The organism is Pyxidicoccus caerfyrddinensis (genome assembly GCF_010894405.1).
Taxonomy (GTDB): domain Bacteria; phylum Myxococcota; class Myxococcia; order Myxococcales; family Myxococcaceae; genus Myxococcus; species Myxococcus caerfyrddinensis.
This window is the reverse complement of sequence record NZ_JAAIYA010000020.1, coordinates 131,986-157,593: the sequence shown is the minus strand read 5'-3', so window position 1 is coordinate 157,593 and position 25,608 is coordinate 131,986. Positions and strand designations below refer to the sequence as shown.

General features: G+C 69.8%; 21 protein-coding genes. 9 read left to right on the top strand and 12 right to left on the bottom strand.

Features of this window, described 5'->3' with window-relative positions:
- The first annotated feature begins 311 nt into the window (after positions 1-311).
- Positions 312-1,100, top strand: coding sequence for a hypothetical protein (locus G4D86_RS37195; RefSeq protein ID WP_163998971.1), 789 nt, complete (start codon positions 312-314; stop codon positions 1,098-1,100).
- Positions 1,101-1,281: 181 nt separating this feature from the next.
- Positions 1,282-2,226: a glycoside hydrolase 64/thaumatin family protein gene (locus tag G4D86_RS37190; RefSeq protein ID WP_163998969.1), complete on the top strand. Its 945-nt coding sequence runs from the start codon at positions 1,282-1,284 to the stop codon at positions 2,224-2,226.
- Positions 2,227-2,236: 10 nt separating this feature from the next.
- On the opposite strand, the gene G4D86_RS37185 is transcribed toward G4D86_RS37190, so the two are convergent.
- Positions 2,237-3,160: a diiron oxygenase gene (locus tag G4D86_RS37185; protein WP_163998968.1), complete on the bottom strand. Its 924-nt coding sequence runs from the start codon at positions 3,158-3,160 to the stop codon at positions 2,237-2,239.
- A 240-nt stretch (positions 3,161-3,400) separates the two neighbouring features.
- On the opposite strand from G4D86_RS37185, the gene G4D86_RS37180 reads away from it, so the two are divergent.
- Both G4D86_RS37180 and G4D86_RS37175 read left to right on the top strand, forming a co-directional pair.
- Positions 3,401-5,488 (top strand): endo-1,3-alpha-glucanase family glycosylhydrolase, encoded by a 2,088-nt coding sequence (locus G4D86_RS37180; RefSeq protein WP_163998966.1) that lies wholly within the window; start codon positions 3,401-3,403, stop codon positions 5,486-5,488.
- A gap of 35 nt (positions 5,489-5,523) precedes the next feature.
- The gene (locus G4D86_RS37175) at positions 5,524-5,961 is read left to right on the top strand and encodes a DoxX family protein (RefSeq protein WP_163998964.1); all 438 of its coding nucleotides are present in this window, start codon (positions 5,524-5,526) and stop codon (positions 5,959-5,961) included.
- 74 nt (positions 5,962-6,035) lie between these two features.
- On the opposite strand, the gene G4D86_RS37170 is transcribed toward G4D86_RS37175, so the two are convergent.
- Positions 6,036-6,917, bottom strand: coding sequence for a hypothetical protein (locus G4D86_RS37170; protein WP_163998962.1), 882 nt, complete (start codon positions 6,915-6,917; stop codon positions 6,036-6,038).
- Positions 6,914-7,138 carry a hypothetical protein gene (locus tag G4D86_RS37165; protein WP_163998960.1) on the bottom strand — a complete coding sequence of 75 codons (225 nt, stop codon included), beginning with the start codon at positions 7,136-7,138 and terminating at the stop codon, positions 6,914-6,916. Before G4D86_RS37165 ends, G4D86_RS37170 begins: the two co-directional genes overlap by 4 nt.
- 285 nt (positions 7,139-7,423) lie before the next feature.
- On the opposite strand from G4D86_RS37165, the gene G4D86_RS37160 reads away from it, so the two are divergent.
- From G4D86_RS37160 to G4D86_RS37150, 3 genes are all read left to right on the top strand, one after another.
- Entirely contained in the window at positions 7,424-8,269 is an 846-nt protein-coding gene (locus G4D86_RS37160) for a phosphate ABC transporter substrate-binding protein (protein ID WP_163998959.1), read from the top strand.
- 9 nt (positions 8,270-8,278) lie between these two features.
- Positions 8,279-9,916, top strand: coding sequence for a methyl-accepting chemotaxis protein (locus G4D86_RS37155; RefSeq protein WP_163998957.1), 1,638 nt, complete (start codon positions 8,279-8,281; stop codon positions 9,914-9,916).
- A gap of 75 nt (positions 9,917-9,991) precedes the next feature.
- Positions 9,992-11,434, top strand: coding sequence for a golvesin C-terminal-like domain-containing protein (locus G4D86_RS37150; RefSeq protein WP_163998955.1), 1,443 nt, complete (start codon positions 9,992-9,994; stop codon positions 11,432-11,434).
- A gap of 68 nt (positions 11,435-11,502) precedes the next feature.
- Here G4D86_RS37150 and G4D86_RS37145 read toward each other — a convergent pair whose 3' ends face one another.
- From G4D86_RS37145 to G4D86_RS37115, 7 genes are all read right to left on the bottom strand, one after another.
- On the bottom strand, positions 11,503-12,150 hold the full coding sequence (locus G4D86_RS37145) for a VTT domain-containing protein (RefSeq protein ID WP_205520039.1): 648 nt from the start codon (positions 12,148-12,150) through the stop codon (positions 11,503-11,505).
- A gap of 125 nt (positions 12,151-12,275) precedes the next feature.
- Positions 12,276-13,436 (bottom strand): heparan-alpha-glucosaminide N-acetyltransferase domain-containing protein, encoded by a 1,161-nt coding sequence (locus G4D86_RS37140; RefSeq protein WP_163998954.1) that lies wholly within the window; start codon positions 13,434-13,436, stop codon positions 12,276-12,278.
- A gap of 139 nt (positions 13,437-13,575) precedes the next feature.
- On the bottom strand, positions 13,576-13,779 hold the full coding sequence (locus G4D86_RS37135) for a YbdD/YjiX family protein (protein ID WP_163998952.1): 204 nt from the start codon (positions 13,777-13,779) through the stop codon (positions 13,576-13,578).
- A 1-nt stretch (position 13,780) separates the two neighbouring features.
- Positions 13,781-15,844 carry a carbon starvation CstA family protein gene (locus tag G4D86_RS37130; RefSeq protein WP_163998950.1) on the bottom strand — a complete coding sequence of 688 codons (2,064 nt, stop codon included), beginning with the start codon at positions 15,842-15,844 and terminating at the stop codon, positions 13,781-13,783.
- Positions 15,845-15,973: 129 nt separating this feature from the next.
- Entirely contained in the window at positions 15,974-16,621 is a 648-nt protein-coding gene (locus G4D86_RS37125) for an N-acyl homoserine lactonase family protein (protein WP_275899191.1), read from the bottom strand.
- A 166-nt stretch (positions 16,622-16,787) separates the two neighbouring features.
- The gene (locus G4D86_RS37120) at positions 16,788-17,570 is read right to left on the bottom strand and encodes a TPM domain-containing protein (protein WP_163998948.1); all 783 of its coding nucleotides are present in this window, start codon (positions 17,568-17,570) and stop codon (positions 16,788-16,790) included.
- Positions 17,570-18,169: a LemA family protein gene (locus G4D86_RS37115; RefSeq protein WP_163998946.1), complete on the bottom strand. Its 600-nt coding sequence runs from the start codon at positions 18,167-18,169 to the stop codon at positions 17,570-17,572. The genes G4D86_RS37120 and G4D86_RS37115 overlap by 1 nt, the downstream gene beginning before the upstream one ends.
- Positions 18,170-18,327: 158 nt before the next feature.
- On the opposite strand from G4D86_RS37115, the gene G4D86_RS37110 reads away from it, so the two are divergent.
- Complete coding sequence (locus G4D86_RS37110; protein ID WP_163998944.1) at positions 18,328-18,618, top strand: hypothetical protein; 291 nt, start codon at positions 18,328-18,330, stop codon at positions 18,616-18,618.
- A gap of 7 nt (positions 18,619-18,625) precedes the next feature.
- Here the strand turns inward: G4D86_RS37110 and G4D86_RS37105 are convergent, their stop codons facing one another.
- Together G4D86_RS37105 and G4D86_RS37100 are read right to left on the bottom strand one after the other, a co-directional pair.
- Positions 18,626-18,958 carry a MazG nucleotide pyrophosphohydrolase domain-containing protein gene (locus G4D86_RS37105; RefSeq protein WP_163998942.1) on the bottom strand — a complete coding sequence of 111 codons (333 nt, stop codon included), beginning with the start codon at positions 18,956-18,958 and terminating at the stop codon, positions 18,626-18,628.
- Positions 18,959-19,018: 60 nt separating this feature from the next.
- Complete coding sequence (locus tag G4D86_RS37100) at positions 19,019-20,200, bottom strand: SGNH/GDSL hydrolase family protein (RefSeq protein ID WP_163998940.1); 1,182 nt, start codon at positions 20,198-20,200, stop codon at positions 19,019-19,021.
- A 377-nt stretch (positions 20,201-20,577) separates the two neighbouring features.
- Between G4D86_RS37100 and G4D86_RS37095 the strand changes: the two genes are divergently transcribed.
- Positions 20,578-25,554 carry a PA14 domain-containing protein gene (locus G4D86_RS37095; RefSeq protein WP_163998939.1) on the top strand — a complete coding sequence of 1,659 codons (4,977 nt, stop codon included), beginning with the start codon at positions 20,578-20,580 and terminating at the stop codon, positions 25,552-25,554.
- Positions 25,555-25,608: the final 54 nt, after the last annotated feature.

Genomic DNA, 25,608 nt, shown 5'->3' with positions numbered 1-25,608 from the left:
CCCGCAGTGTAGCCGCATATATCGGATGCACCCCACACCCAGGCCCCCAGGGCTATCGACTTTTTTCGGGAAACGATAAAAGTCCTGGGCAGATGATTCCCCGGCGCTCCCCCCTGCGCCCCCTGCCTGAGGCGGCCATCAGCGTGAAGCTCTCCCCACACCTGAGTCCCCTGACGACTTCCTTGCGAGTCCGCTCTTTCGAAAGGACGTCCCCCGCTCCGGCCCCCGCGAAGTCTCCCGAGACACCAGCGGCAGGGCCCTCGGCGTACCACCGGGACACCTTCGAGCGGGCCGCCGCGACCCGGAGGGAATTGCCCGCGCTGAGCGTGCCCCCGGCGCGGCTGGCGAACTCCCCCAGCTCCCAGCCCGTGGACGAGGCGGCCGAGGCGCAGGCGAAACAGCAGTGGCGCGGCGACGACTCGGCCGTCGCGCAGACCACGGAGACCGACTGCGGCGAGGCGAGCCTCACGCAGTTGAACAAGGCGAAGGGCGCGGGGCCCGCCTCCGTGGACCAGAAACGCGACGAGGTCCGCGCCACGGCGGCATCGGCCCAACGGGCGGTGCAGGACCGGTTCGACGTGAATCTGGCGGACGGCGCCCGCCCCGAGGAGATGGGCGCCATGCTGGGCTCCATGGGCGTCGCCGTGACAAAGGGGCTGACGAACTACGACCCCAATGCCATCAGCGACGCGCTGAAGGCGGGCCAGTTCGGCATGGCCATGGTGGACTCCACCACGCTCGCCAACTCCGCGCTTCCGCCCGAGCAGCGCAAGCAGGAGACGGGCGCCCTGCACTGGGTGACCATCGACGGGTACAACCACGGGGAGCTCAGCCATGACCCCATGGACGACAAGTTCCGGGTGAAGGACCCCGTCAACGGCACGTACTGGGTGGGGGCGAAGGACCTCCTGAAGGCCATGGACGTGGCGCGCATCCAGCACCACAACAACGGCGGCATGCTGCTGCTCCAGAACCGGCCGGACGTGACGACGGACGCGCAGCGCGAGGCCCTCTCCCGGAGCAACGCGGAGCAGACGCAGAGCCTCGGCAAGGGCAGTGGCATCGGCAGCAAGCGCCTCAGCTCGAGCGAGTCCAGCTAGGGCTCGCGCAGGTGGTCACTCCAGAGGCCGGGTGGTAACTGGAGTGACCAGGGTGACGGCGCCCACGCAGTCGCGGCGCCTCACGATCCTCCTCTGAAGGACGCGGTTCGCGCCGGGCGCGGGGCATGGCACGCGTCCTGCTCTAGTCAGGCGGGTCTCCTTCCCCCGAGGAAATCCCGCCATGAGCCTGCCCCCGCTCTCCCGCGCCTCCGTCAGCTGCCCTTCCTCCGCACGCACCTCCAGCTTCGAGTCGCGCCCGGTTCGCCCCCAGGGCCCGTCGGACGTCCAGGGTTCGCGGCAGGAGCCGGGCGCGGCGCTGCGGCGGATGCTCGCGACGGATGGCTTCGACTCGCCACTGGACACGAAGAAGGCGGGAAGCGTGGCGGCGGTCGACGACGCGCTCACGCAGCTGGCGCGGGTGCTGAGCCAGGCCTTGCGCGTGCTGGGAGGCGAGGGCGCCCCGAGTGAGGCGGGCGTCCCGTCGTCCGGTGCGGCGCCGCTAGCCTCCGCCCCCCGGGCCGCTCCGCCCGCGCAGGGCGCTCCGGTCGCCGAGTCGCAGGCCATCTCCTCGCCCGGCAACGCGCCGAAGGTGGGCAACACGATGACCTTCCAGAACGACGGCACGAAGCCGATGACCGTCCAGTTCACGCCCAACGCGGGCGAGAAGCCGGTGGACTCGCTCACCCTGGCCCCGGGCGAGAAGCGCACGGTGTCCTTCCCCCAGGGCTGGTCCGGCAACTTCCGCAGCAACGCGGGCGACGGGGCGGCGGCGACGCTCGGTGAGGTGAAGTTCAACGGCGGCGCCAACCAGACCTACTACGACGTGAGCTACATCGAGGGCCACAACGCCAGCATGACCATCCAGCCGGAGAAGGGCGGCCGGAAGTCCGGCACGCTCGACAACTTCGTCGCCTCCGCGCCGGACTCCGTCAAGGCGCGGGACGCGAGCGGCGCGGTGTATGGCCTCAAGAAGACCACCACCGCCAATGTGCAGGACGCCCAGGTGGTGGACTACTTCCGCAAGCAGGTCGGCGAGGCCCAGGGCTACGTCATCCCCACGGATGACGCGAGCACCCTGGGCACCAGCGACTCGCACCTCGACGTCCACCTGAAGAACGTCGTCTGAGGCCCGCGCCTCAGTTGCAGTAGTACTCCGGCGCAAGCTCGAGGACGCGCTTCTCCGCGAAGGGTGAGAGCGTGCGCAGGCGGGAGAGGAAGAGCGGGGCCTTCATCCCCATGCCGATGAAGCCCCAGACGTACGAGCGCTCCTGGGCGTCGAAGATTTCCTTCCGCTCCGCCTCGGTGAAGGTCCGCTCCGCCGCCTTCTCGAAGGTCTGGAGGTCCAATTGGAGCTGCGCGTTCAGCGTGCCGCGCAGCGCCTGGAGCAGCTCCGCGTACTCATTCATGGCCGCTTCCACCGTGTCGGGCGCCTGGTCGATGATTTTCTGCGCCTCCAGGAAGTCGAGCCGCGTGTGCTGCGCCTCCTCGAGCCAGTGGTGCTTGAGCATGTTGCGGAACAGCGGGTCCAAGGACTCGCGCTCGTTGTCGCGCATGGTCTCCACGTAGTGCTGCTGTGTCATCAGCTCCATGTGGAGGTTGAAGAAGAGCACGCCCAGGTTCGACTTCGACATGATGGCCTTGGCCACCGCGACCTGATTGTCGAGCAGCGCCGGGGCAATCTTGAAGCCGCGGGCGAACGTCTCGGTGTAGCGCGCGAAGAGCTGCTGGTGCTTGAGCTCCTCTTCGCTGAAGCGAAGCAGCGCGCGCATGTGCGTCGGATTCCCATGCAGCTCGAGCCCGGCGCGCTGCGCCGCCAGGGCCACGGCGTATTCCTCCAGGAACAGGAACAGGTGCGCGTAGCTGTTGGAGCGAATCTGGTTGAGCATCAGCTTCTCACCCGCGCTGAGACAGCGAATGCCCTCCGTCCCCGTCAGGGCATCCGAGAGGAAACGCCGCGTGAAATCCAGCGCGGTGTCCTTCGGCAACAGGTCGTCGATCTTCCACGCGACGCGCTCACTGCTCTGGATGCAGGACTGATACTCGTGGGTTTGATTGAGCATCGTGAAAGCAGACGCCCGTTCTTCATTCCACGTCAAGGCGCCCACCCTGACAGCGGCAGAAAGTGGCTGTTCTGAAAGGATTGATTCAGTGGGGCTTGAAGCGTGCGCTTTCAATGGCCTGCACTTCAGCCACGACAATCGTCACGACTGAGCGCGCCATCCGGCCTCCGCGAGTGTCCCGGGAGGGAACCCCTCGCTTCGCCCACCCCCAGGGCGAACGCCCCCCCCGAGGCCTCACCGATGCGCACACCACCGTGCTTCTCCACGACTCGCGCCGCCGCGCTGCTGCTCGTTCCCCTGCTCTCGCTGTCCTGCACGGGCGCGCCCGAGGAGTCCGTGCAGGAGACCGCCGCCTCCGAGACAACGACGCCGTCCATGACAGCGGCCGCGCCCACGCTGGCGACGGTGCTCGTCGCGGCGGGTGACACATGGCGGTACCTGGACACGGGCGCGGACCTCGGCACGGGCTGGACCGCCTCCGGCTTCGCGGACGGGACGTGGGCCCAGGGAGCCGCGCCGCTGGGCTATGCCGAGGCGGACCTCGCCACCACGGTGTCTTTCGGCACCAGCGCCACCAACAAGCACATCACCACCTACCTGCGGAAGTCCTTCACCGTGGAGGAAGCCTCGCGCGTCAGCGCGCTGTTCGTCCGCTTTCAGCGAGATGATGGCGTGGCCGTCTATCTGAACGGCGCCGAGGTCCTGCGCAGCAACCTGCCCGCTGGCACGGTCGGCTACCGCACCCTGGCGTCCGCCACCGTCGCCGAGCCGGCGGAGGAGACCACGTGGCTCGCCCAATCCATCAGCACGGAGGCGCTGCGCACCGGCACCAACGTCCTCGCCGTCGAGCTGCACCAGGCCGCGGCGAGCTCGTCCGACCTGCGGTTCGACCTGGAGCTGAGCGCCACCGTCGAGCCGGCGCCTTCACCCATCTCCTCCTGCTACCCCTTCGACCTGCCCGCGACGAGCGTCCTGCGCGCGTCTCCCAAGAAGGTCTTCGGCTTCTATTACCCCATCTTCCCCATCTCGATTGAGAACGCCGACCCCGCCTCGGACCACTGGCTCAGCTGGCTGACGCCCGAGGCCCGGAATGGGGAGTACGCCTCCATCGGTGGGCTGATGCGCGACAGGCCCCTGCCCCGCGCGCCCTGGGCCGACAGCGCCTGGCGACAGCGGGACTTCGAGGTGGAGGTGCGGCGCGCGATTGCCGCCGGGCTCGACGGCTTCATCTACGAGCACCCGTACCGCGTCTCCTCGGACACGCGGAACAACCAGCTGCCCACCATGCTCGCCGCGGCCGCGGCGGTGGACCCCGATTTCCGCATCGTCCTCAGCCCGGACTTCCCCACGGAAGCTAGCGGGACGACGGACGGGCTGGTGACGACCATTGCCGGCGTGGCCAATCACCCCTCGGTGTACCGGCTCGACGGCAGCATCGTCCTCGCCAGCTTCTCGCCCGAGCGCAAGCCGCTGTCGTTCTGGGCCACGCTGCGGGACAGGCTCGCCGCCCAGGGCATCTCCATCACCTACTGGCCGCTGCTGCCCTACACGGGGGACACGACGAAGTACGCGGACTGGAACGACCTCGTCGCCGGCTACTCGACGTGGGGCGAGCGCACGGCCGCCTCGGCGGAGAACATGCGCCGCTGGAGCGTGGAGGCGCACCGGCGCGGGAAGTACTGGATGTCCCCCGTCGCCTTCGAGGACGTGCGGCACAAGCTCACCGACAGCGTCGACAGCAGCCGCGTCTACTGGGAGGCCCAGAACAGCCTGGCGTTCCGCTCGCAGTTCGAGAAGGCCATCGAGGGCGACGCGGACTGGGTGACGCTGCTCACGCTGACGGACTACACGGAGTCCTGGATGACGGCGTCGCGGGAGCGGGGCTACGTCATCATGGATTGGATTGCGTACTACACCACCTGGTTCAAGCTCGGCCGGCGGCCCACCATCCTCCGCGACGCGCTCTACTACACGCATCGCGAGCACCGCACCGACGCGCCCTACGACACCAGCCGGCAGACGGCGCGCGCCATGCGGCTGCGAGGCGGTACGCCCGCGTCGAACCAGGTGGAGCTGCTCGCCTTCCTCAAGGAGCCCGGCCAGCTCGTCATCACCCAGGGCAGCGACGTGAGGACGCTGGACGTGACGAGCGCGGGAGTGACGGCCTTCCCGGTGCCCATGGTGCCCGGCACCACGCCCGTGTTCGATCTGCGGCGCAATGGGCAGAGCGTCCAGCGAATCCAGAGCGCGACACCCATCCTGGGCCAGGTCGTCTACCAGGACATGATGTATCACGCGGGCGGCGGGCGCTCCTGCACGCGCCCTTGAGTTACACTACCGGGCGCACCTTCCAAGGGAGGCACATGAAGCTCGCATCGCTATTCCCCCCACCCCCGCCGAAGCTGGCGAGCATCGGGCTGTTGCTGCTTCGCCTCGTCGTGGGTGTCGCGTTCATGATGCACGGGTGGTCCAAAATCCAGAACCCGTTCCACTGGATGGGGCCGGAGGCACCGGTGCCCGGCCTCTTCCAGGCGCTCGCGGCGCTCTCGGAGTTCGGCGGAGGGCTGGCGTGGATTCTGGGCGCGCTGGTGCCGCTGGCCTCGCTCGGCATCTTCTTCACGATGGCCGTCGCGGTGTCCTTCCACGCCTTCGCGCGGGGAGACCCGTTCGTCGCCCAGGGCGGTGGTGCGAGCTATGAGCCCGCCCTCGTGTACCTGGTCATCGCCGTGGTGATGCTCACCGTCGGGCCGGGGCTGTACTCGGTGGACGCGCATCTGCGGCAACGGCTCGCGCGAAGCTGAGCGGAAATGAAGGGGCCGGCCTCCTCCTCTCGGGAGGGGACCGGCCCCGTGTCACGGCTGCTTCCCGTCGCGGCTCAGGACATGTGCAGGGAGGCCGCCGTGGACGCGGCCGGCTGCGGGGCCAGGGCGGAGCGCTGCAGCCAGCCCGCGAGCCCGAGGAGAACGAGCCCCGAGGTGCGCAGGGTGCGCAGCAATTCGACGCCGTGCGCCGGCTCACCGGGGAGCAGCGGCGCGAGCCACGTGCGCGCGTCGTAGAAGAGCCACATCGCGCCGGACACGCCCATGGCCCACCACACCCAGGCCAGCCGCCCGCCGCGCAGCATGTACGCGACGCCGAGGATGGGGGCGATGAGGCCGATGGTCGTCATGTCCGCGAGCGTCGACGCGAGGCTGATGACGGCGGACATGGTGGCGCTGGAGCTCGCCCCCATGTCCTTCACGCCGGTGAGCAGCGAGGGCAGGCCCACCGCCAGCGCGGCAATGACTGTCACCGCCCACAGCGCGTTCGAGCGGGCGCTGGACGGCGGCTGCAGGCCGGACTGCCGGTACGTCATCGCCAGCAGGATGAGGCCATACGCGTTGCAGAGGTTGGCCAGCACCACGACGACCATCCGGTACGGCAGCAGCGGGGACTCGGTGAAGGGGACGTCCGGCACCGCGTGCAGCCAGTAGCTGCGCAGCGCGGTGCTGACCAGCGACAGCGTGGCCCCGGCGGCGATGCCGCCCCAGACCTTGCGCAGGTAGTCCCCCGACGCGAACGAGCCCACCGCCATCAGCGTCCCGCAGACGGCCAGCAGGCCACTGGCCCAGCCCGCGACGTCGTGCACCAGCTGGAGCTGGTGGGGCGCGCCGAGCGAGGTGGCCGCGGCGGCGAGGTGGGCAAGCTGGAGGACGGCGGCACCCACGAACCACGGCGCCACGCTCCCGGTGGCGCGACCCATCTGAGGCGCGCTCATCGCGGCTTCCCCAGAGCCAGGGAGGTGGAGACCTCGGTCAGGATGACCTTGGTGTGCAGGGCGCCGATGAAGGTGTTGAGCATCGGCTTCAGACCTTCGAGCAGCTGCGGAAGGTCTTCGAGGGTGACCTGCTCGGGAGGACGCTTGAGGGTACGCAGGGATGCCGTCTGGATGGCCATCTTGGCGGTGAAGGCTCCGAGGAGCGGTTCGAGGTGACGCACGAGGATGTCGTGCCAGCCCGGGAGAGTCGTCTGGGGTGACAAGGGAGGAATACGCAACCTCCGACGAGGGGGACCTCCAGCGTAGGGACATCTCTTCCCGCAGACGAGTGCCGGAGCGCCACCGAGCTACAAAATGCACCCTGTTGCACCGAGTATCCGGAGAGAGCCGTTCTCCTCGCGCCTGCTCGCCTGCCCCTCGACGGCCCTGCGCCCTGTCCCCTGGGGAAGACACCGCTTCCGTCTGCTTCCTCCCACACGGCCGGGGTCCATACACTCCGCGCCGCCTTGCCGCCCCCCGTCCCGCAGCCTCCACGCGCGTCCGCGCGGTCCTGGCCCGCCGCCCTCGCTGCGCTCCTCCTGCTCACCTCCTGCGAGCAGGCCGCGCGCCCGCCATCAACGCTCGCCTATGCGGGCTCCGGCACCATCAGCGACACCGTCCTGCCGGCGCTCAGCCGGGGCTTCGTGGACGCCGGGGGCGTGCCGGTGGACGCGCGCTTCTACGTGGGCTCCAGCGCGGGGATGCGCATGGTGCTGGAGGGGCAGGCGGACCTGGCCGGGCTGGCTCGTGCGCCGAAGAGCACGGAGAAGGCCAGAGACCCCTACTACGTCATCTTCGCGTACGACGCGCTCGCGGTGCTGGTCCACCCGGACAACCCGGTGAAGGCCCTCACGCGCGCCCAGGTGAAGGCGCTCTTCACCGGCGAGGTGAAGAACTGGCGCGAGCTGGGCGGGCACGACGGGCCGGTGGAGCGCGTCACGGTGGAGCTCTCCAGCGGCTCCGGCACCGTGGACTTCTTCCGCGAGACGGTGATGGAGGGCGCGAGCTTCGGCCCCGGCCGCGTCATCCCCCACCCCAACGACTGCCAGCGCTACGTGGCCGCGCACCGCGACGCGGTGACGTTCCTCTCGCTCTCGCAGGGGGTGGAGGGCGTGCGCCGGCTGGCGCTGGACGGCGTGGAGGCCACGCCCGCCACGGTGCGCACCGCGGACTATCCCCTCTCACGCCCGCTGGTGCTCGCCACGCGCGGCGTGCCCGAGGGCGCCCTGCGCGCCTTCCTCGACTTCGTCATGTCCCCGCCCGGCCAGGCGCTCGTGGCCCGGACCTTCGTCCCCGTTCGCGCGGACCGCTGAGCCCCCTCCATGCCGCTCCTGCGTCGCCTCGAAGTCCGCAGCAAGCTGATGCTCCTCACCGTCGTCATCCTGGCCGCCTTCGTGGCGAGCCACGCGGTGCAGGTCTCCACGCTGGAGCGCTTCCGGGTGGGCGGCACGGTGTACGGGCAGCTCTCGCGCCACGCCCGCACGTACGACACCGTGCAGGCCCTGCTGGGGGAGCTGAGCGCGGCGCGCGCCGTCCTCCACCTCATGCTGCTGCCGACGTCGGCCGACCGACAGAAGCAGCTGCAGGGACAATGGGAGGAAGTGGCGGCCGGCGTGGACGCGCGCTTCGCCGCGGCGCTCTCCGTGGCGGAAGCGCCGGACGCGCGGCTGTACCTGGAGGATGCGCGCGGCACCTGGGGCGGGTACACGAAGGCACTGCACGAGCAGGTCTTCGCCGCCCCGCATGAGCGGCGGGTGGCGGCGGTGGCGGCCTTCGTGGACGGGGCGCCCACCCGGCGCTACGCGCGGATGACGGAGCAGCTGGAGGCGGCGGCCAACAGCCTGCGCCTGCGCTCGAGCGAGCTGGAGCGCTCGGTGGAGCAGGGCCTCGCGCGCACGCGCCAGGCGCTCATGGTGGCGGGGGTGGTGCTCGGGCTGCTGCTCTGGGCCGTCAGCATCGCGGTGCGCCGCTCCATCACCCGCCCGCTGCAGGCGCTGGTGGCCGCCGCGCGGCAGGTGGACGGGGGCGACTTGTCGACCCGCATCGCCACCGACGAGCGGGACGAGCTCGGTGAGCTGTCACGCGTGCTCGGCCACACCGTGGCGCGCCTGCGCGAGCTGCTGGTGTCGGTGCACCAGGCCGGCCAGGAGACGGCCGCGGCGGTGGAGCGGCTCGCCCTGGCCGCGGACGAGCAGAACCGCAGCGTGAGCCGCCAGGCGGACGCCGTGGCCCAGGCGAGCGCCCGCGCGCAGGAGATTCGCCAGATGTCCGACGTGGCCGCCCACCAGGCCTCCGAGGTGCTCCGCTCCGCCGAGACGGCGGATGCCGTGGGCCGCTCGGGCATGGAGGCGCTGGCCGGCAGCTTCCAGGGCATCCAGGACATCCACGTGCAGTTCGACCGCATGAGCGGCTGCGTGGAGGACCTCGCGCGGCGCAGCGCCCGCGTGTCCGCCGTCACCGACACGGTGCGGGACCTGGCGAAGCAGAGCGACATGCTGGCCATCAACGCCGCCATCGAGGCTACGCGCGCGGGCGAGAAGGGCCGGGGCTTCAAGGTGGTGGCCACGGAGATTCGCTCCCTCGCGGACCGCTCCGTGCGAGCCACCGCCGAGGTGCGCGAGCAGCTGGAGGCCACCACCGAGGCGGTGAAGGCCGCGGTGGAGATTACCGAGCAGGGCCGCACCCACGTGGAGCACGGGCTCGGCCAGGTGCGCACGGGCGAGACGCGGCTGGAGGAGCTCACCCGCATCCTCCAGGAGTCCGGCAGCGGCCTGCGCCGCATCGCCACCGCCGTGGAGCAGCAGCACCAGGGCGTGGGACAGATCTTCTCCGCCGTCCGCGAGCTGTCCACCACCACCAACGACGCCGTGAATGCCGTGGACGCCATGCGCCAGTCCGCCGAGCAGCTGCGCAGCGTCACCCGGCGCCTCACCGGCTCGTTGTCCGGTTTCTCATTTTAGGAGACAAAGAGAGAATTAAACGGCAATCCTTGGAATGTAGCTTTCTCGTGAATCTCCATTCCAAGGAGCCCGTGCATGCGCTCGAGGTTGCGGTCGACGTTGATGACGTTGGTGGTGGGAGTCGCGCTGGGGGGAGGCGCCGCGCTCGCCGAACCCGCCCCGGAGTCCCTCCGCGCGTCCGAGCCCGGGCGCTCCGGCGCCGTGAGCTGGACGGAGGACCTGGCCTCGGGTGAGGGCTCCAGCGACCTGGTGCGGACGCGGGACGGCCTCCTGTATGAGCCCAACGCCGTCATGCGTCGCCGCGAAGGCCTGCTGCGGCTCACGGGCCTCTACACCTTCCCGGCCCGCAGGCTGGAGCAGCCGGTGGACACCGTCCGTCCGCTCGTCCAGGCGAAGTCCTTCCTGGGCACGGGCGTCGAGGTGGACGTCCGCGTGCGCCTCGCCAATGGCGCCTGGAGTGAGTGGAGCACCTCCAGCGAGGGCGAGGCCGTGCGCCTGCCCCGCGCCGGCACGGAGGTGCAGGTGCGGCTCGCGCTCGTGGCGGACGAGCACGGCCGGGGCCCCGTGGTGCGGGACGTAGCGCTGGAGGGGACGCTGGAGGGCGGCACCTCCGAGGCGGAGGGCGTCCAGACGCTGGCGCCGCTGACCTACCGCATCTACGCCACGCGCGAGGGCCTGGTGGGCGGCACCACCGCCAACGGCCACGTCATCAAGAGCAATGACCGCTTCGTGGCGCTGCCCTCGCGGCGGGCTCTCGCGTCCAACGGCGGCTCCGAGTACCAGGTACGGGTCTGCTACTCGAAGACGGCGAAGTGCACGACGACGTCCGTGTGGGACGTGGGGCCGTGGAACACGAAGGACGACTACTGGAACCCCTCCAGTGTCCGCGAGATGTGGAAGACGCTGCCGCAGGGCAAGCCCGAGGCGCAGGCCGCGTACCAGGACGGCTTCAACGGCGGGCTGGACCAGTTCGGACGCCGGCCCGCCAACCCCGCGGGCATCGACATCGCGGACGGCTCGTTCTGGACGGACCTGGGGATGAGCAACAACGACTGGGTGGACGTGACGTACTTGTGGACGTCAGGCGGGGGCACGTCGACGGACCTGGTCATCGACAGCCACAACGCCAACAACGACACCACGAAGGGCTACGTGCAGCTGTCCGCCAACTGGGCCGCCGGCACCAGCGCCGGCTACTACGGCAGCGGCTACTACTACGCCTCCACGCAGGCCCTCTCCGACCCGGCGGTGTTCTTCTTCTACCTGCCGGCGGCGGCCACGAAGACCATCGACGCGTGGTGGGTGGCGGGCACCAACCGCTCTCCGACGGCGCCCTTCATCATCACCAACGCCTCGGGCACCAACCTGGCCACCGTGTCCGTCAACCAGCAGGTCAACGGCGCGCAGTGGAACACGCTCGGCACGTGGAGCTTCCCCGCGGGCTGGAACAAGGTGCAGCTGAGCCGCTGGACGACGACGGGCTACGTCGTCATGGCCGACGCCGTCCGCGTGCGGTAGCCGCATAAGGGCCGGGGGCACCGGAGCCGCTTTCAAGGCTCGCGTGCCCCCGGTACCTGCTTCAGGGCTCAGGCGCTGGGCGCGCGGCCGGCGCGGCGGGCCGCGAGCTTCGCCTTCGCGAACTCCCAGATGCCGGGCGACAGCGACACGAGCACCACGAGGATGATGACCTTCTCGATGTGCTTGTCGATGTTCGGGATGATGCTGCCGAGCACGTAGCCCGTGAAGGACATGGACAGAATCCACGCCGCGCCGCCGACGATGTTGTACGTGGCGAAGCGGCGGTAGGGCATCTTCGCGGCGCCGGCCACCACGGGCACGAAGGTGCGCACCAGCGGCATGAAGCGCGCGATGATGATGGCCTTGCCACCGTGGCGCTCGTAGAACTCGTGCGCGCGCTGGAGGTACTCGGGCTTGAACAGGCGCGAGTCGGGCTTGTTGAAGAGCGCCGCGCCACCCCGCTTGCCAATCTGGTAGCTCACCGCGTCGCCGATGATGGCCGCGGGGATGAGCAGCACATTGAGCAACCAGATGTTGAGGTCCCCCTTCGCCGCGTACAGGCCCGCGGTGACGAGCAGCGAGTCGCCCGGCAGGAAGAAGATGAGCGCGCCCGTCTCCAGGAAGATGATGAGGAACAGGCCCGGATAGCCGGCCCACTCGATGAGGGGCCCGGGGTCTCGGATGAGGTGGAGGAGCTTCTGGAGCAATTCCATCATGGGCTGACTGCCTATCAGTAACAGGCCCCCTTCCACGAGGGTGTTGCGGGCGCCTGTCAGCCCGACCCCCTTCCCGGGAGGCCGGGCGGCCCCGGATGTCGGACGCCTGGCGGCTCCCCTCCCTGCTAGACGCCCCCCGCGGGCACCGGAGGGCGCACCCGGGAGCGGGCCTCCCGCACGTCCCAGGCCCACAGCACGCCCCACTGCGGGGCGACGGTGGCCAGGAACACCAGCGGCCACAGCGGCGTGTACGGCAGGCGCAGGGAGTAGATGCCCAGGAAGTACACGTAGAACTGGAGCAGGAAGGCGAAGAGCGAGTGGCGCCCGATGACGCCCGCCCAGCGCATGTACGGCAGCAGCCAGCCGCGCTGTTCGGCGCGCATCAACAACCCCAGCCCGGAGAGCACGGCCCCGCCATAGAGGGCGAGGTACGCCGGCCCCGGCGGGTACTTCTGGGCATGTGCGGTGAGCTCGGACAGGGCCTCGGCCGCGCCGCCCACCAGTTGCTCGCCGCCCAGGCGCCGCAGCCAGAAGTGGACCGCCGACAGCAGCACCCCGGTGGCCCCCATCCCCACGCCCACCCACTGGAAGCGCCGGGCCACGCGCACCACGTCCGCGCGCCCCCGCGTCCCCAGCCACTCCCCGAAGAGGCTGCCGAACAGATAGAAGCCCAGCCACGGAATCGCCGGGAAGCCGGAGACGAGGACGGTGAGGTGCTGCTGTCCGAAGAGCACCTCCTTGAAGGTCTCCGCCGCTAGCGAGTGCGGCCACCACTCCAGGCTGAGCATCCAGCTGACGACGAACAGCCCCAGGCCGAGCAGCGCGCGCGCCGGGCCTCCCAGCCGCGTCACCAGGGAGGGCCCGACGAGCAGCGCGAGGCCGATGGTGTCCGTCACCGGCAGCACCCGCAGCAGGTACCAGGGCTCGTCCGCCCAGAAGCGGCAGGTGGGCACGATGAGGACGTGGCCCACGGTGAGCAGGAAGAGGCCCCGGCGCTGGAGCAGGCGCTTGACGGTGTCGAAGCGCTCGGGGCCGCGCGCGTACAGCAGCCCGAGCATCAGGCCGCTGATGAGCATGAAGCCCGGCGAGGCCATGCGGGTGAGGAGGTTGAGCCGCTCGCGCAGGTGCTCCGCGTCCGCCCCCAGGCGGTACAGGTACCCGTCCGCGAAGTGTGACAGGAACACGAGCAGCATCACCGTGCCCCGCATCGCATCCACCGCGAGCAGCCGCCCGCCCGCGCTCCGCGAAACCGCGGGCACGCCTTCCGACGTCGCATCAGGACTCATGAGTGCTTTCCCCCTCCGCGGACCACCCACGCGGTGCGAACCTCCGTCGCGCGAGCCAGCGTAGGGTGCTGGGCCCCTCAAAGCGAGGCAATGCAACCGGAGTCGCAACCGGGCGGAATGCTTTCCATTCCAACGACCTTCAGCAGCAGCGACCGCCGCCCCCGCGGTAGCGGGCCTGGAGCCGCTCGTCGAAGAAGCGGGCGTAGCTCATCACTTCCCGCTCCGGGTGGTGCCGGCGCATGTGCGCGACGTAGGTGTCGTAGTCGGGCACGCCAATCATCAGCCGGGCGGTCTGCACCGCGCGGCGCCAGCCACGCTCCAGCCATGTCCAGGTGGCGGCCATGTCAGCGGGCCTCCACGGCGAGGGGCACCGGCGGCGTCTCCCGGTCCGTGGGCACCGGCGAGCGGCGGGCCGTCAGCGCGGCGCGGAGGCCGAAGAGGACGGTGGCCACCACCAGCAGCATGAACAGTCCGGTGAGGGTGGCGTCCAGGTAGTCGTTGTGGATGATGCGCTCCATGTCCTCCACGGACTTCGCGGGCGCCACCACCCTCCCCTCCGCCGCCGCCGCGGAGAACGCGCGCGCATGGGCCAGGAAGGACACGCGCACGTCGCCGCCGAAGACCTTCTGCCAGCCCGCCGTCAGCGTGCAGATGACCAGCCACACGGCGGGAATCGCGGGCACCCAGGCGTAGCGCTCGCGCTTCATCTTCACCAACACCACGGACGCCAGCGTGAGGGCAATCGCCGCCAGCATCTGGTTGGCGATGCCGAACAGCGGCCACAGCGTGTTGATGCCGCCCAGCGGGTCCACCACGCCCTGGTAGAGGAAGTAGCCCCAGGCCCCCACGCACAGGGCCGTGGCAATCATGTTCGCCGCCCAGGACTCCGTGCGCTTCAGCGGCGCGTACACGAGTCCGGCCAGCTCCTGAATCATGAAGCGGCCCACGCGCGTGCCCGCGTCCACCGTGGTGAGGATGAACAGCGCCTCGAAGAGGATGGCGTAGTGGTACCAGAAGGCCATCATCCCCTCGCCGGAGACCAGGCCATGGAGGATTTGCGCCATGCCCACCGCCAGCGTCGGGGCGCCACCCGCGCGGGAGAGGATGGAGGACTCGCCGATGTCGCGGGCCGTCTGACTGAGCACCTCCGGGGTGATGACGAAGCCCCACTGGCTGATGGTCCGCGAGGCCTCCTCCACGGTGGTGCCAATCACCGACGGCGGCGAGTTCATGGAGAAGTACACGCCCGGGTCCAGCACCGACGCGGCGATGAGCGCCATGATGGCGACGAAGGACTCCATCAGCATGCCGCCGTAGCCCACCACGCGCGCGTCCGCCTCGCTGGCCAGCATCTTCGGCGTGGTGCCCGAGGAGATGAGCGAGTGCCAGCCGGACACCGCCCCGCAGGCGATGGTGATGAACAGGAACGGGAACAGGCTGCCGGAGAACACCGGACCGCTGCCGTCCACGAAGCGGGTGAGGGCCGGCATCCGCAGCTGCGGCGCGGCCAGGATGATGCCCACCGCCAGCAGCAGCACGGTGCCAATCTTGAGGAAGGTGGACAGGTAGTCGCGAGGGGCGAGCAGCAGCCACACCGGCAGCACGGAGGCGCAGAAGCCGTAGGCGATGAGCATCCACGCCAGCGCCGTGCTGTCGAAGTTGAACAGCGGGCCCCAGTACGCGTGCTCGGCGACGCGGCCTCCCAGCCAGATGGACAGCATCAGCATCACGAAGCCGGCGACGGACACCTCCAGCACGCGGCCGGGGCGGACGTAGCGCAGGTACACGCCCATCAGCACGGCGATGGGAATGGTCATCGCGACGGTGAAGGTGCCCCAGGGGCTGTGCGTCAGCGCCTTCACCACCACCAGCGCGAGCACGGCGAGGATGATCATCATGATCATCAACACGCCAATCATCGCCGTCACGCCCGCGGCCGGCCCCAATTCCATACGGACCATGTCGCCCAGCGACTTGCCGTCGCGGCGGACGGACAGGAAGAGGATGACGAAGTCCTGCACCGCGCCGGCCAGCACCCCGCCAGCGAGAATCCACAGCGTGCCGGGCAGGTAGCCCATCTGCGCGGCCAGCACGGGGCCCACCAGCGGGCCCGCTCCGGCGATGGCGGCGAAGTGGTGGCCGAAGAGCACCCACCGGTCCGTGGGCACGTAGTCCAGGCCGTCATTGCGGCGGTGGGCCGGGGTGGCTCGCGTGGCGTCCAGGCCCAGGGCCTTCTGTGCCACGAAGCGCCCATAGAAGCGGTAGCCGATGAGGAAGACGGAGACGGCCGCCACCACCAGCCAGATGGCGTTGATGCTCTCCCCCCGGTGAAGGGCCACCGTGCCCAGGCTGACTGCGCCAGCGATGGCCAGCAGCACCCACGCCAGCTTTCGAGCCACTCCACCCATGATGCCTCCATGCGGCCGAAGCCCCGAAGCAGGCGCGGCCCGAGCGAGTCCTTCCGGGACAGGCTAGCGCGCGAGCCGCCTGCCCAGCGGCCGAAATGGAGGGCGTGTGTCACCTGCCAACTGGCGCGCTCACTCCAGATACGCGGGGAACGCCGGCAGTGTTTGGATGTCCCCGGGCTCGTGCTGCACGACGAGCCGGGCGCCGGTGTTGCGCATCAGCCGGTGGACGCGGTCGATGGACGCGAGCGTCTCCGAGCGGCTCACGTTGAACGGAGGGACGAGCGACTTGTCGAAGTTCTCCCGCGCGTGGAAGAGGTCGCCGGACAGGATGACGGGGCCCGTGCGCGGCAGCCGCACCATCAGCACCTGGTGGCCGGGGGTGTGGCCCGGCGTCTTCAGGATGCGCACCGAGCCGTCGCCGAACACGTCGTGGTCCAGGGTGATGGAGACCGTCTTGTCCTTTGCATGGCCACGAACCAGGCGCGGGTCGACGCCCATCGGCGTGGGCGTCCCCAGCGCCCAGGCGAGCTCGGCCGCGTTGACCAGCCACGTGGAAGACGCGAAGGCCGGGGCATTGCCGGCGTGGTCGGCGTGCAGGTGCGAGAACGAGACGAAGTCGACGTCGGAAGGCTTCAGCCCCAGCTTCGACAGTTGGGACACCAGCGTCGCGGAGACGCGGAAGCGCGAGCCCGGCACGGGCTCCTCGCCGTCGGGGAGCGCGGCCAGCTTGTCCCCGAGGCCGGCGTCCCACAGCAGCGTGCCCCGAGGATGCTGGATGACTTCGGCGCCGTCCTCCAGGGAATGACGGTGCAGGCCCAGGACGGCGCGGACGAAGCCGAGCTCCTCGGCATCGTGGAGGTCGCGATGCGGGCCTGGCCCGCGCGTTCAACGGGGGGAACCCGCGGCAGGAGACCCACCGCCAGCTCCGCGTGAGCGGAACACCCTAGTAGTTGCCGCCCGCGCCACCACCGCCCGAGCTGCCACCGCCGCCGCTGAAGCCGCCGCCCCCCCCGCCGCCACCACCGCCGCGACCCCAGCCTCCACCGCCGCCCCAGCCCCAGCCGCCGAGGATGATGCCGCGCCGCCTGCCGCGACCCCGTCCCCCGCCGCGCATGGCGAAGATGAAGAAGATGAAGAAGGCCACCATGAGGCAGCCGAAGCCCCCCACGCCGCCGCTCCCCTGGGGCTCGCGCCGCACGGGCGTCTGGCGAGGCAGGGCCGCGGCGCCCGGCAGCGGCTGCCCCGTCAGGGTCTGCGCAATGGCATTGCTGCCATCCTCCGCCGCCGCGTCGTACTCACCCGCCTTCAGCCGCGGCGCGATGTACTGCTTGATGATGTCGTAGGCCTGCACGTCCGTGAGCTCGCCGCCCACGCCCTTGCCCGTCTCCATCCACACCGCGCGCTCGTTGGGCGCGACCAGCAGCAACACGCCGTTGTCCGCGCCCTTCTGGCCCAGCTTCCAGGTGTTGAAGGTGGTGTACGCCGCGTCCTGCACCGTCTCGCCTTCGAGCGAGTTGGTGAAGAAGACGGCCACCTCGTAGCCGGACTGCGTGCGCAGCTGCTCGAGGCGCTGCTCCAGCGCGGCGCGCCGCTGGGCATCCAGCACGCCCGCGGTGTCGGTGATGTGTCCCTGGATGGGCGGCGGGGTGAAGGCCTGGGCCACACCCGCGCACAGCAGCAGCGCGAGCGCTCCGGCGGCCGCGCGGGATGCCGCCACCGGGCGCATCAGAAGTTCACCTGCGGCACCGTCTGCGAGGCGGGCGAAGCGCGGAAGTACTCACGCGGCTTGAACGTGCCACCGGTGGCGCGCCGCACCACCGAGCCGCCCACCTTGCCCAGCTCCGTGTTGTAGTCGCGCACCGCCGCGTTGTACTGCTCGCGCGAGCGCAGGATGCGGTTCTCCGTACCTTCCAGCTGCACCTGCAGCGCGCGGAAGTTCTCGTTGCTCTTCAGCTCCGGGTACTTCTCCTGCACCACCAGCAATCGCGAAAGCGCGCCGGACAGCTGCTCCTGGGCCTGCTGGAACGCGGCCACCTTCGCCGGGTCCTGCAGGTCCTCGCCGCTCAACTGGATGCTGGTGGCCTTGGCGCGCGCCTCCAGCACGGCGCTGAGGATTTCCTTCTCCGAAGCGGCGGCGGCCTTCACCGTGTTCACCAGGTTGGGGATGAGGTCGGCGCGCCGCTGCAGCGCGGCCTCCAGGTCCGCCCAGCGCTGCTCGGCCACCTGGTCCTTCTCGATGAGCACGTCGTACTTCTGACAGCCGGTGACCATCGTGACCGCGAGCAACACCAGCAGCGCGTTGCCTCTGAAGGGTCGTGCGTTCATATGGCGTCAAAAGTAGGAACCGCCCTCCGCACCGACAAGAAGGGCCGCCACGCCCGGCTGGGCTGAGCGAGCAGCCAGCCGGGCGCCCCATCCCCTGGTGGATGCGTTGAAACACGCATACCGTCTCAGCCTGGAAATCATTCATTCCAGGAGAGCACATGCGAACGGGCTTCATCGGAGGGTTGTTGCTGGCTGTGGGCGCGTTGGTGTCGGGCTGTGGAGGGACGGAGGCGCAGGAGGAGCTGCCGCTCGGTGAGACGGAGCAGTCAGCGCTCCAGGCGTGTGGCACCAACCTGCCGCCGTGTCCGTCGGGCTACTACTGCACGGGAACGCTCCGCGGCGCCTGCGAGCCGGTGAATCCGCCGCCGTGCGGGCCCGCGCTGCCGCCGTGCCCGGACGGCTTCTATTGCTACGCCTACCCGCGGGGCTACTGCCGGCCCAGCCCCTAGCGAGCGGTCAGCTCCAGGTCCGCTGCTGGTTGCGGGCGTTCTTCTCCCGGAACGCCTGCTCCAGGTCCACGCCCACGCGGTTGGCGATGGCGAGCAGGTAGTTGAAGACGTCCACCAGCTCCTCGCCGAGCTGGGCGCGGGCCTCCTCCTTGGGCGTGGCCCCGCCCTCGTCGAAGAGCTTGTTGTAGCGGCGCACGGCCTTGAAGACCTCGCCCACCTCCTCGCCCATGAGGAAGCAGTTGTGGACGAGGTCCACCTTCAGCCAGCCATGCAGCGCCTCCAGGTCATGGATGTAGCGCTGGTAGTCCTTCATCGACGCGCCTTCGGGGAGTGAAATCATGGCCCTTCTCCTAAGCGAGCCGCGCCGGGCTGTCGATGCCCGCGCCACCGCCCCGAGACGTCAGCGAAGCACCGTCTCCTGGAGGAACCGGGTCAGCGCCTCCGCCATCTTCTGGTGCGTGGCGGCCGACGGATGCCAGTCCTCACCGACGCCGTCGACTCCGGGGTTCTGCACGGCCATCAGGTAGCGGTAGACGCGCTCATCCCCCGCGCGGTTGCGCTCCGCCACCAGGTCGGTGACCCACTCGCCGACGTGCGCCGAGGACACGGTGCCGTCCATTTCCTGCTGCTTGTACCCGTCCGTCATGCTGCCGAGCGTGCACACGATGCGGGCCTTCGGGTGCAGCTCGCGCAGGCGCGCGAGGAACTTCCGGTACGCGGACTTGAACGTGGCTTCGTCGGGGAGGAACTGAGCCGTACCGAAGCCGGCGAAGGCGTCGTTGGTGCCGGCGTTGATGACAATCACGTCGGGCGAATAACCCGTGGAGTCCCAGGCCGCGGGCTGGCCCGGCACCGCGAGCTCGTAGATGGCCGGCAGCAGGTCCGACGTCGACATGTCCAGGTTGCGGTACACGCCGTGGCCCGAATAACAGACGTTCACCAGCTCCGCGCCCAGGTTGCGGGCCGTGAGCCAGCCATAGCTCCGCGTGGGGTTCTCGTTCTTCGACGTGAAGGTCGGCGCCCTCCATGACGGCGAGTCCGGGATGAGGGCCACCTCCGTGCCATAGCCGCAGGTGATGGAGTCACCGACGAGCTCCATCCGCAGCCCGGGGCGGGCCGGCGGCTCCCGCAGCTCACCGTGGACCTCGAGCGCGACGAGCGCGGTGTGGCCCACGGAGGACTCGGTGCGCTTGAGGATTTCCACCGTGTGGAGCCCTGGCTCCAGCCCGCTGGCGAGCTCGTAGGTGGACTCGCCGCTCCGGGCGGCGAGCAGCTTCGGCGGCGCTCCGTCGAGGCTCACATCGAAGTAGTTCGTCCCCACGTCGCCGCCGAGGCCGAAGTCATTGAGCCGCATCCGGACCGCGTCACCCCAGAAGCGCGCGCGAACCGTCACGCCGGGATGGGAGAAGACGACGCCCGTACCCGAGCTGTACCGCCGCCCAATGTATTGCAGACGAGCATCGGAAGCCGGCACCGTCACCCACGTCAGGGCCCCAGGAGAGGGGTTCGACACCGGGGGCGCCGTGCACGCCGCCAGCCATACACAGAGTCCGAGCCCGAGCACCACGTTCCACCGCTTCATCGCCCCTGCTCTACCACGGGCAACCTCGCCCGGCGGAGGGCTGGGAGGCAGCGTGCCTGGATGGTTGCCGGCTAGACCGAGAAAAAAGCGCAACCAGCGAAGCTCCCTCCTTTCGTATTCCCCGTAACGAAAGCGCCGGGGCTCGCGAGTTCAGAAGCGTCCGGCCTGACAAGAGGGAAACGGCAGCGTCGCGGTGCGGGCGCCATGGCGCGTGAGCTCCATGGCGAGGCCGCCCGTGTCGTCGTGCGCGCGAAAGCGCACAGGCGCTGCGCGGACCCGACATCGGTGTCGATTTCCCTGACGGCGGCGCATCCCGCACCGGCCGTGTCGGGAGTCGTCTGTGCCTTGACCGCATCGAGGAGTGAATGAGACAGACAATGAGAAGTGTATGGATGGCGCTGGGCGCCGCGATCTGGATGGTCGCGTGCGGCCCGGCAACCGAAGTGGCGGAGCACACCGAGGAGCTCGCTTCAGCCAAGGCGGACCTGGGCGGTAGCACCTGCCGCCCGACGTCCGAGCCGTCCGTGGGCACGGGCAACTCGCTGAAGTGCACGGGCCCCTGGGAGTACCGCAACCTGTGTCCCAAGCACGCCCCCAACCCGGATTGCGGTGCCGCCATCGGCTACGAGCAGGTGGCGTGCAACGCCACGTGCAACCACCCGTCGGGCTTCCAGCAACTGACGTTCACGGGGACCGCGAGCGGCAGTACGCTCTACACCCGCACCTGCGACTTCTCGGAGAAGCCCCCCTGCTCCGACACGAGCGAGACGACGTGGACCAAGACGTGCGAGCAGGTGGCGAATGAGATCCTCGCGAACCGGCGCGCCCAGGGCCAGGAGTTCTCACTCAATGCGCTGGTGAAGGTGAGCGAGACGCTGACCGGCTCGCGCACGACCGGCTCGAGCACGGTGGTCTGGAACTCGCCCGAGCTCTACATCACCCGGACGCCCTTCACCCAGCAGTGCAACGTCGTCATCGACAACAACCCGGTGGCCCCCTGGACGACGAGCCAGAGCGCGATGTGCGGCCAGACCACCTGCAATGGCGCTCCCATCTACCCGGCCTGCCGCACCGGGACCAACGGCTATGAGGACAACCCGGCCGTCTGCGACACCGTGGCGGGCTACGGCGTGAAGTACTCGGCGCCGGGCACCACGCTGGGCTCGGTGAGCCCGAACGCGGACCTGCGCGTGGGCTCGCAGTACCCGAACCGCGCCAACTGCATGACCGCGGACGAGATTCCCTTCTCCAGCTCCTCGCAGAAGTACACCGAGCTGCTCGGCGAGTGGAACCGGGCGACGGGCACCACGCCGCCGCCGGTGGACGTCCCGAGCCAGAAGCGCTTCCTCGTGGATGCGTTCAAGACGCTCTTCGAGCTGCAGGGCAGGAACCTGACCTCCGCCCAGCAGACCTTCATCCTCGACCTGTACAACAGCTACCCGGACTTCAACCGCCTGCAGCGCATCGACCCCGTCGTGGACTTCGAGTGGGGCCTGGGTTCTCCGACGAACGCCATCGCGCCGGATACGTTCTCCGCGCGCTGGACGGGTGAGGTGGTGGCGCCCGCGACGGGCAGCTACGTCTTCCAGGTGGTGGCGGACGACGGCATCCGCCTCTGGGTCAACAACCAGCTCCTCGTGGACCAGTGGATCCCCCAGGTACCCACGGCCTACACGGCGACGATTTCGCTCACCGCGGGCCAGCACTACCCCATCCGCATGGAGTTCTTCGACCAGGGCAACATCTCGGTGGCCCGGCTGCTCTGGACGCCGCCCGGTGCGACGACCGCGGTGGTCATTCCCTCCACGCAGCTCCACCCGCCGGGCTCCACGGCCAACGGCCTGCTCGGTGAGTACTTCGACGACGTCGACTTCACGTCCAGCGACTGCAACACCTGGACGCCGCCCGTGCCCGAGGGCACCTGCTCCGGCGCCGCGGACGTCAACGCGAAGCTCGCCATGTGCCACCGCATGAACCTGGCCCACGTGTCCAGGGAGACGCAGGCCCTGGCGTGGAACCGCTGCATGGACGTGGCGGCGAGCGCGGCGGCGCTCACCTGCGGCCAGCCCCAGTACCGCAACGCCTGGCACGACATCTCCCGGGTGTTCGTCACGAACGACCTCGCCTCGCTCGCGCGCGACGCGCAGGGCAACCTCGACCGGACGGACCTCCAGAAGAAGCTCGGACACCTGAGCCAGTGGTACGGCCTGCTGCGCGACAACACCTACGCGGGCCAGCCGCAGTCCGACGCCCTGTGGAAGGACCTGGACGGCGTCTTCAGCGACTTCTGGAGGTCCGCGTACGCGGGTGGCCTGCTCTCCACGAACAGCACGCAGCTCAACGCCGCGGACCCCTTCAACACCGGCCTGGCCACGGACCGCGCCATCCTGCGGGCGGCCCTCACCGCCACGGACGGCTCGAACACGGGCCCGCTGCCGCTGACGGGCGCGCCCCTGCTCATGCTGCTGGGCGACGGCCTGCACGGCCTGCATGACCGCATGGAGGACTTCAGCATGCTGCACGACCTGGGGTGCCGCTACATGGCCTGCGGAGGCATTCCGGGCGTCCAGACGGAGGTGAGCGAGCTGTGGAGCCTCTTCGGCGCCTCGGCGGACTCCACGGCGCTGTCGAGCGCGGTGACGTCCGCCACGCTGCTGGGGGTCGCCCCGACCGCACGCGCGGACTGGCGCGAGGTGTTCAACCTGCTCCAGAGGCGGCATTCGGACCTCGAGGCCGCGGTGGTCCAGACGTTCGGCGTGACGACGGGCTATGACAAGAAGCTGCTGCTCGAGACGCCGCCCGCGTCGCTGCCCCGTCCGGCCGTGTCGCTCGCGCGCTTCGTCCGGGACGGCAACACGCGCATCTCCAGCTACGCGAGGTCCGGCACCTTCCTGCTGGACGCGCGCAACTCCCTGCGCGTGGGCATCCAGGAGACGAAGCGCAACCAGCTGGACAGCCTCATCACCACCCGCACCCAGAACCTGACCAACGACCGCAACGACTACGTGGCGAACCGGGACCAGTACGTGCAGGCGCGACTGGCGGAGATGGGCAACGCGGACCAGCGCGCCAGCATCCAGGCGCAGCTCGATGCGAAGCTCGCCCAGTTCAACCAGCTCGCGTCGGACCTGACCGGGCTGCGCGCCAACGCCGCGCTGGAGGACGCCGCCTTCGGAGACTTCGCCGTGGCCTTCAACACCGCGAGCGAGGCGGAGCAGGCGGACCTGGCGAAGCTGGCCATCACCCGAAACCCGGTGGAGCAGCTGTCCATCTCCGCGGCGGAGGCCTACTTCGAGTCGTGGATGAACCCGACGTCCGTCGGAAACTACGCCGTCAAGAAGAACGGGGCGGCCTGGAGCCTCTCCGCCCGCGCCGGTGACATCATCAACATCACGGCGCGCAACCAGTGGGCCCCCACGTGCGCGCTGTCGCGCGCACAGCTCAACAAGCCCCTGAGCAGCGGCAAGGTGCAGCCCAGCGCCGGGGTTGCCGGCGCGCTGACGGGCTCGGAGGGCTACCTGGTGACCATCCAGGACAACGCCTTCAACGCGGACTCCAACGCCACGTCCAAGTACGCCGGGGCCTCCGCGTCCCTGCGGGCCTGCGCGGGCGCACGGGTGGAGTCCGGTGGCGGCTGGAACTTCGTCGTCCACGCCGAGGCGTACGTGTACGCATACGCCGAGGCCTGCATCAGCGGCGAGCTGGGCATCCGCGCGCAGAGCGACAGCAGCTCGGGCACCGAGCAGCGCGTGAGCGCCTCGTACAACACGGGCATCCGCCTGGACGGAACGCCCTTCCCCCGCCTGCCAGCGGGCTCGCTGCTGCTCGTCCAGGTGGAGCACGACACCCAGGCCATCCGGGACATCCAGGTGGTGCAGCCCTCGACGACGGTCGTCATCGGCGCTCGGGCAGGTGCCCCCGCAACGGGCCCGCAGGTGGACCTCTACCTGGTGGCCAACGACGTGAAGGCGAGCGCGTGCGTCCCGGACACCGCGCACTCGCTGAGCGTGGACGTGCAGCAACTGGTACCCGCCGGCACCGTGGTCCAGCAGGTGGCCCCGGCGATGGCGAAGGTGCTGATGGACATGCGCGCCGCCACGGACGCCCTGGTCAGTCAGGGCCGCATCCTGTCCCAGGACATGGCGGCCCGGCGTCAGGCGGCCCAGTCGGACCTGTACGAGGCCTGCAGGCTTCAGACGGGCTGCGCCGCGACGGGCACCTGCGCCAGCACGTGCAACCTCACGCAGTTCCCGCCGACGCTGATGGCGCTCTACGACACCTTCGTGGCGAAGGAGCTGGCGCGGATGGAGCGCAAGGTGGAGATCCGCAACGTGGAGCGCCAGATGGAGCTCATCTCCCTGGACATGAAGGCGCTGGCGGACACCCTGGAGAACGCGGAGGCCCGCGGGCGCGTGCTGCGACTCGTGCCGGTGTGGAGCCTGCGCAACCTGGACGGTGAGAAGCTGCGCAACAGCACGCGGGACCTCTCCGTGCTGGTGACGGACTACCTCTACCCCGTCATGGACCTGCGCTACCCGGCCGTCATGGGCGCGCTGAAGACGGACCCGGCCCTGTTGGCGCTCATCCGCGCGGACTGGACGCAGCCGTACGTGGACCTGGCCACCCTGGAGCTCAACGCGGTGACCCGCATCAACACCGCGCTGGGTGACGGGCGCTTCCAGGACCCGGACCCCAACTACGCGCTCGTGGCGCTGAGCTTCCCGAGGACGGCGGCGGCCCGGGCGGCCTCCTCCTGGCCGAAGGTCAGCGAGGAGCGGGCCACGGCGGTGTGGACGACGCTGATGGACGCCACGAATCCCAAGGCGGCCTTCTCCGTGACGCTCACGCCGGCGGACGTCTACGCCGCCATCGGCGCTGTCGGCGGCGCGCTGCAGTGCACGGACGGCACGCCCATCCTCCACCGGATGGGGCTCTTCTTCGTCCGCTCGACCTCGTCGACCACTGACAACACGACGCTGAACAACCTGCAGCTGCTCTCGAGCTCTACCTTCGAGCCGGAGCTGACGTTCACCGGCGCGCTGGGGAACAAGACGTACTTCGTGGAGGACGACAAGACGCAGGGCCCGCTGTGGCGGGTGGGCAAGAACCGCCTCCTCTTCGGGCTGACCGGCGACGCGCTGAACCACTTCAACAACCTCGAGCTGAGCCGGCTGGAGAACCAGCAGGCGGCGGGCGGTGACGGGCTGTCTCCCTTCGTCACCGCGCGGTTCGACGTGACGGGCCTGCGCACCAACAACTACCACCCGCTGGATGCAGCCTCGGAGCTGGTGGTGGTGATGCAGGTGGATCGGCGCACGGTGACGGCCATGCCGCAGCCGTTGGTCTGCCAGTAGGAGCAGTGACGTAGGCAGTCGGGGAGGCGCCGGGCTTCTGGCGCCTCCCTTCTT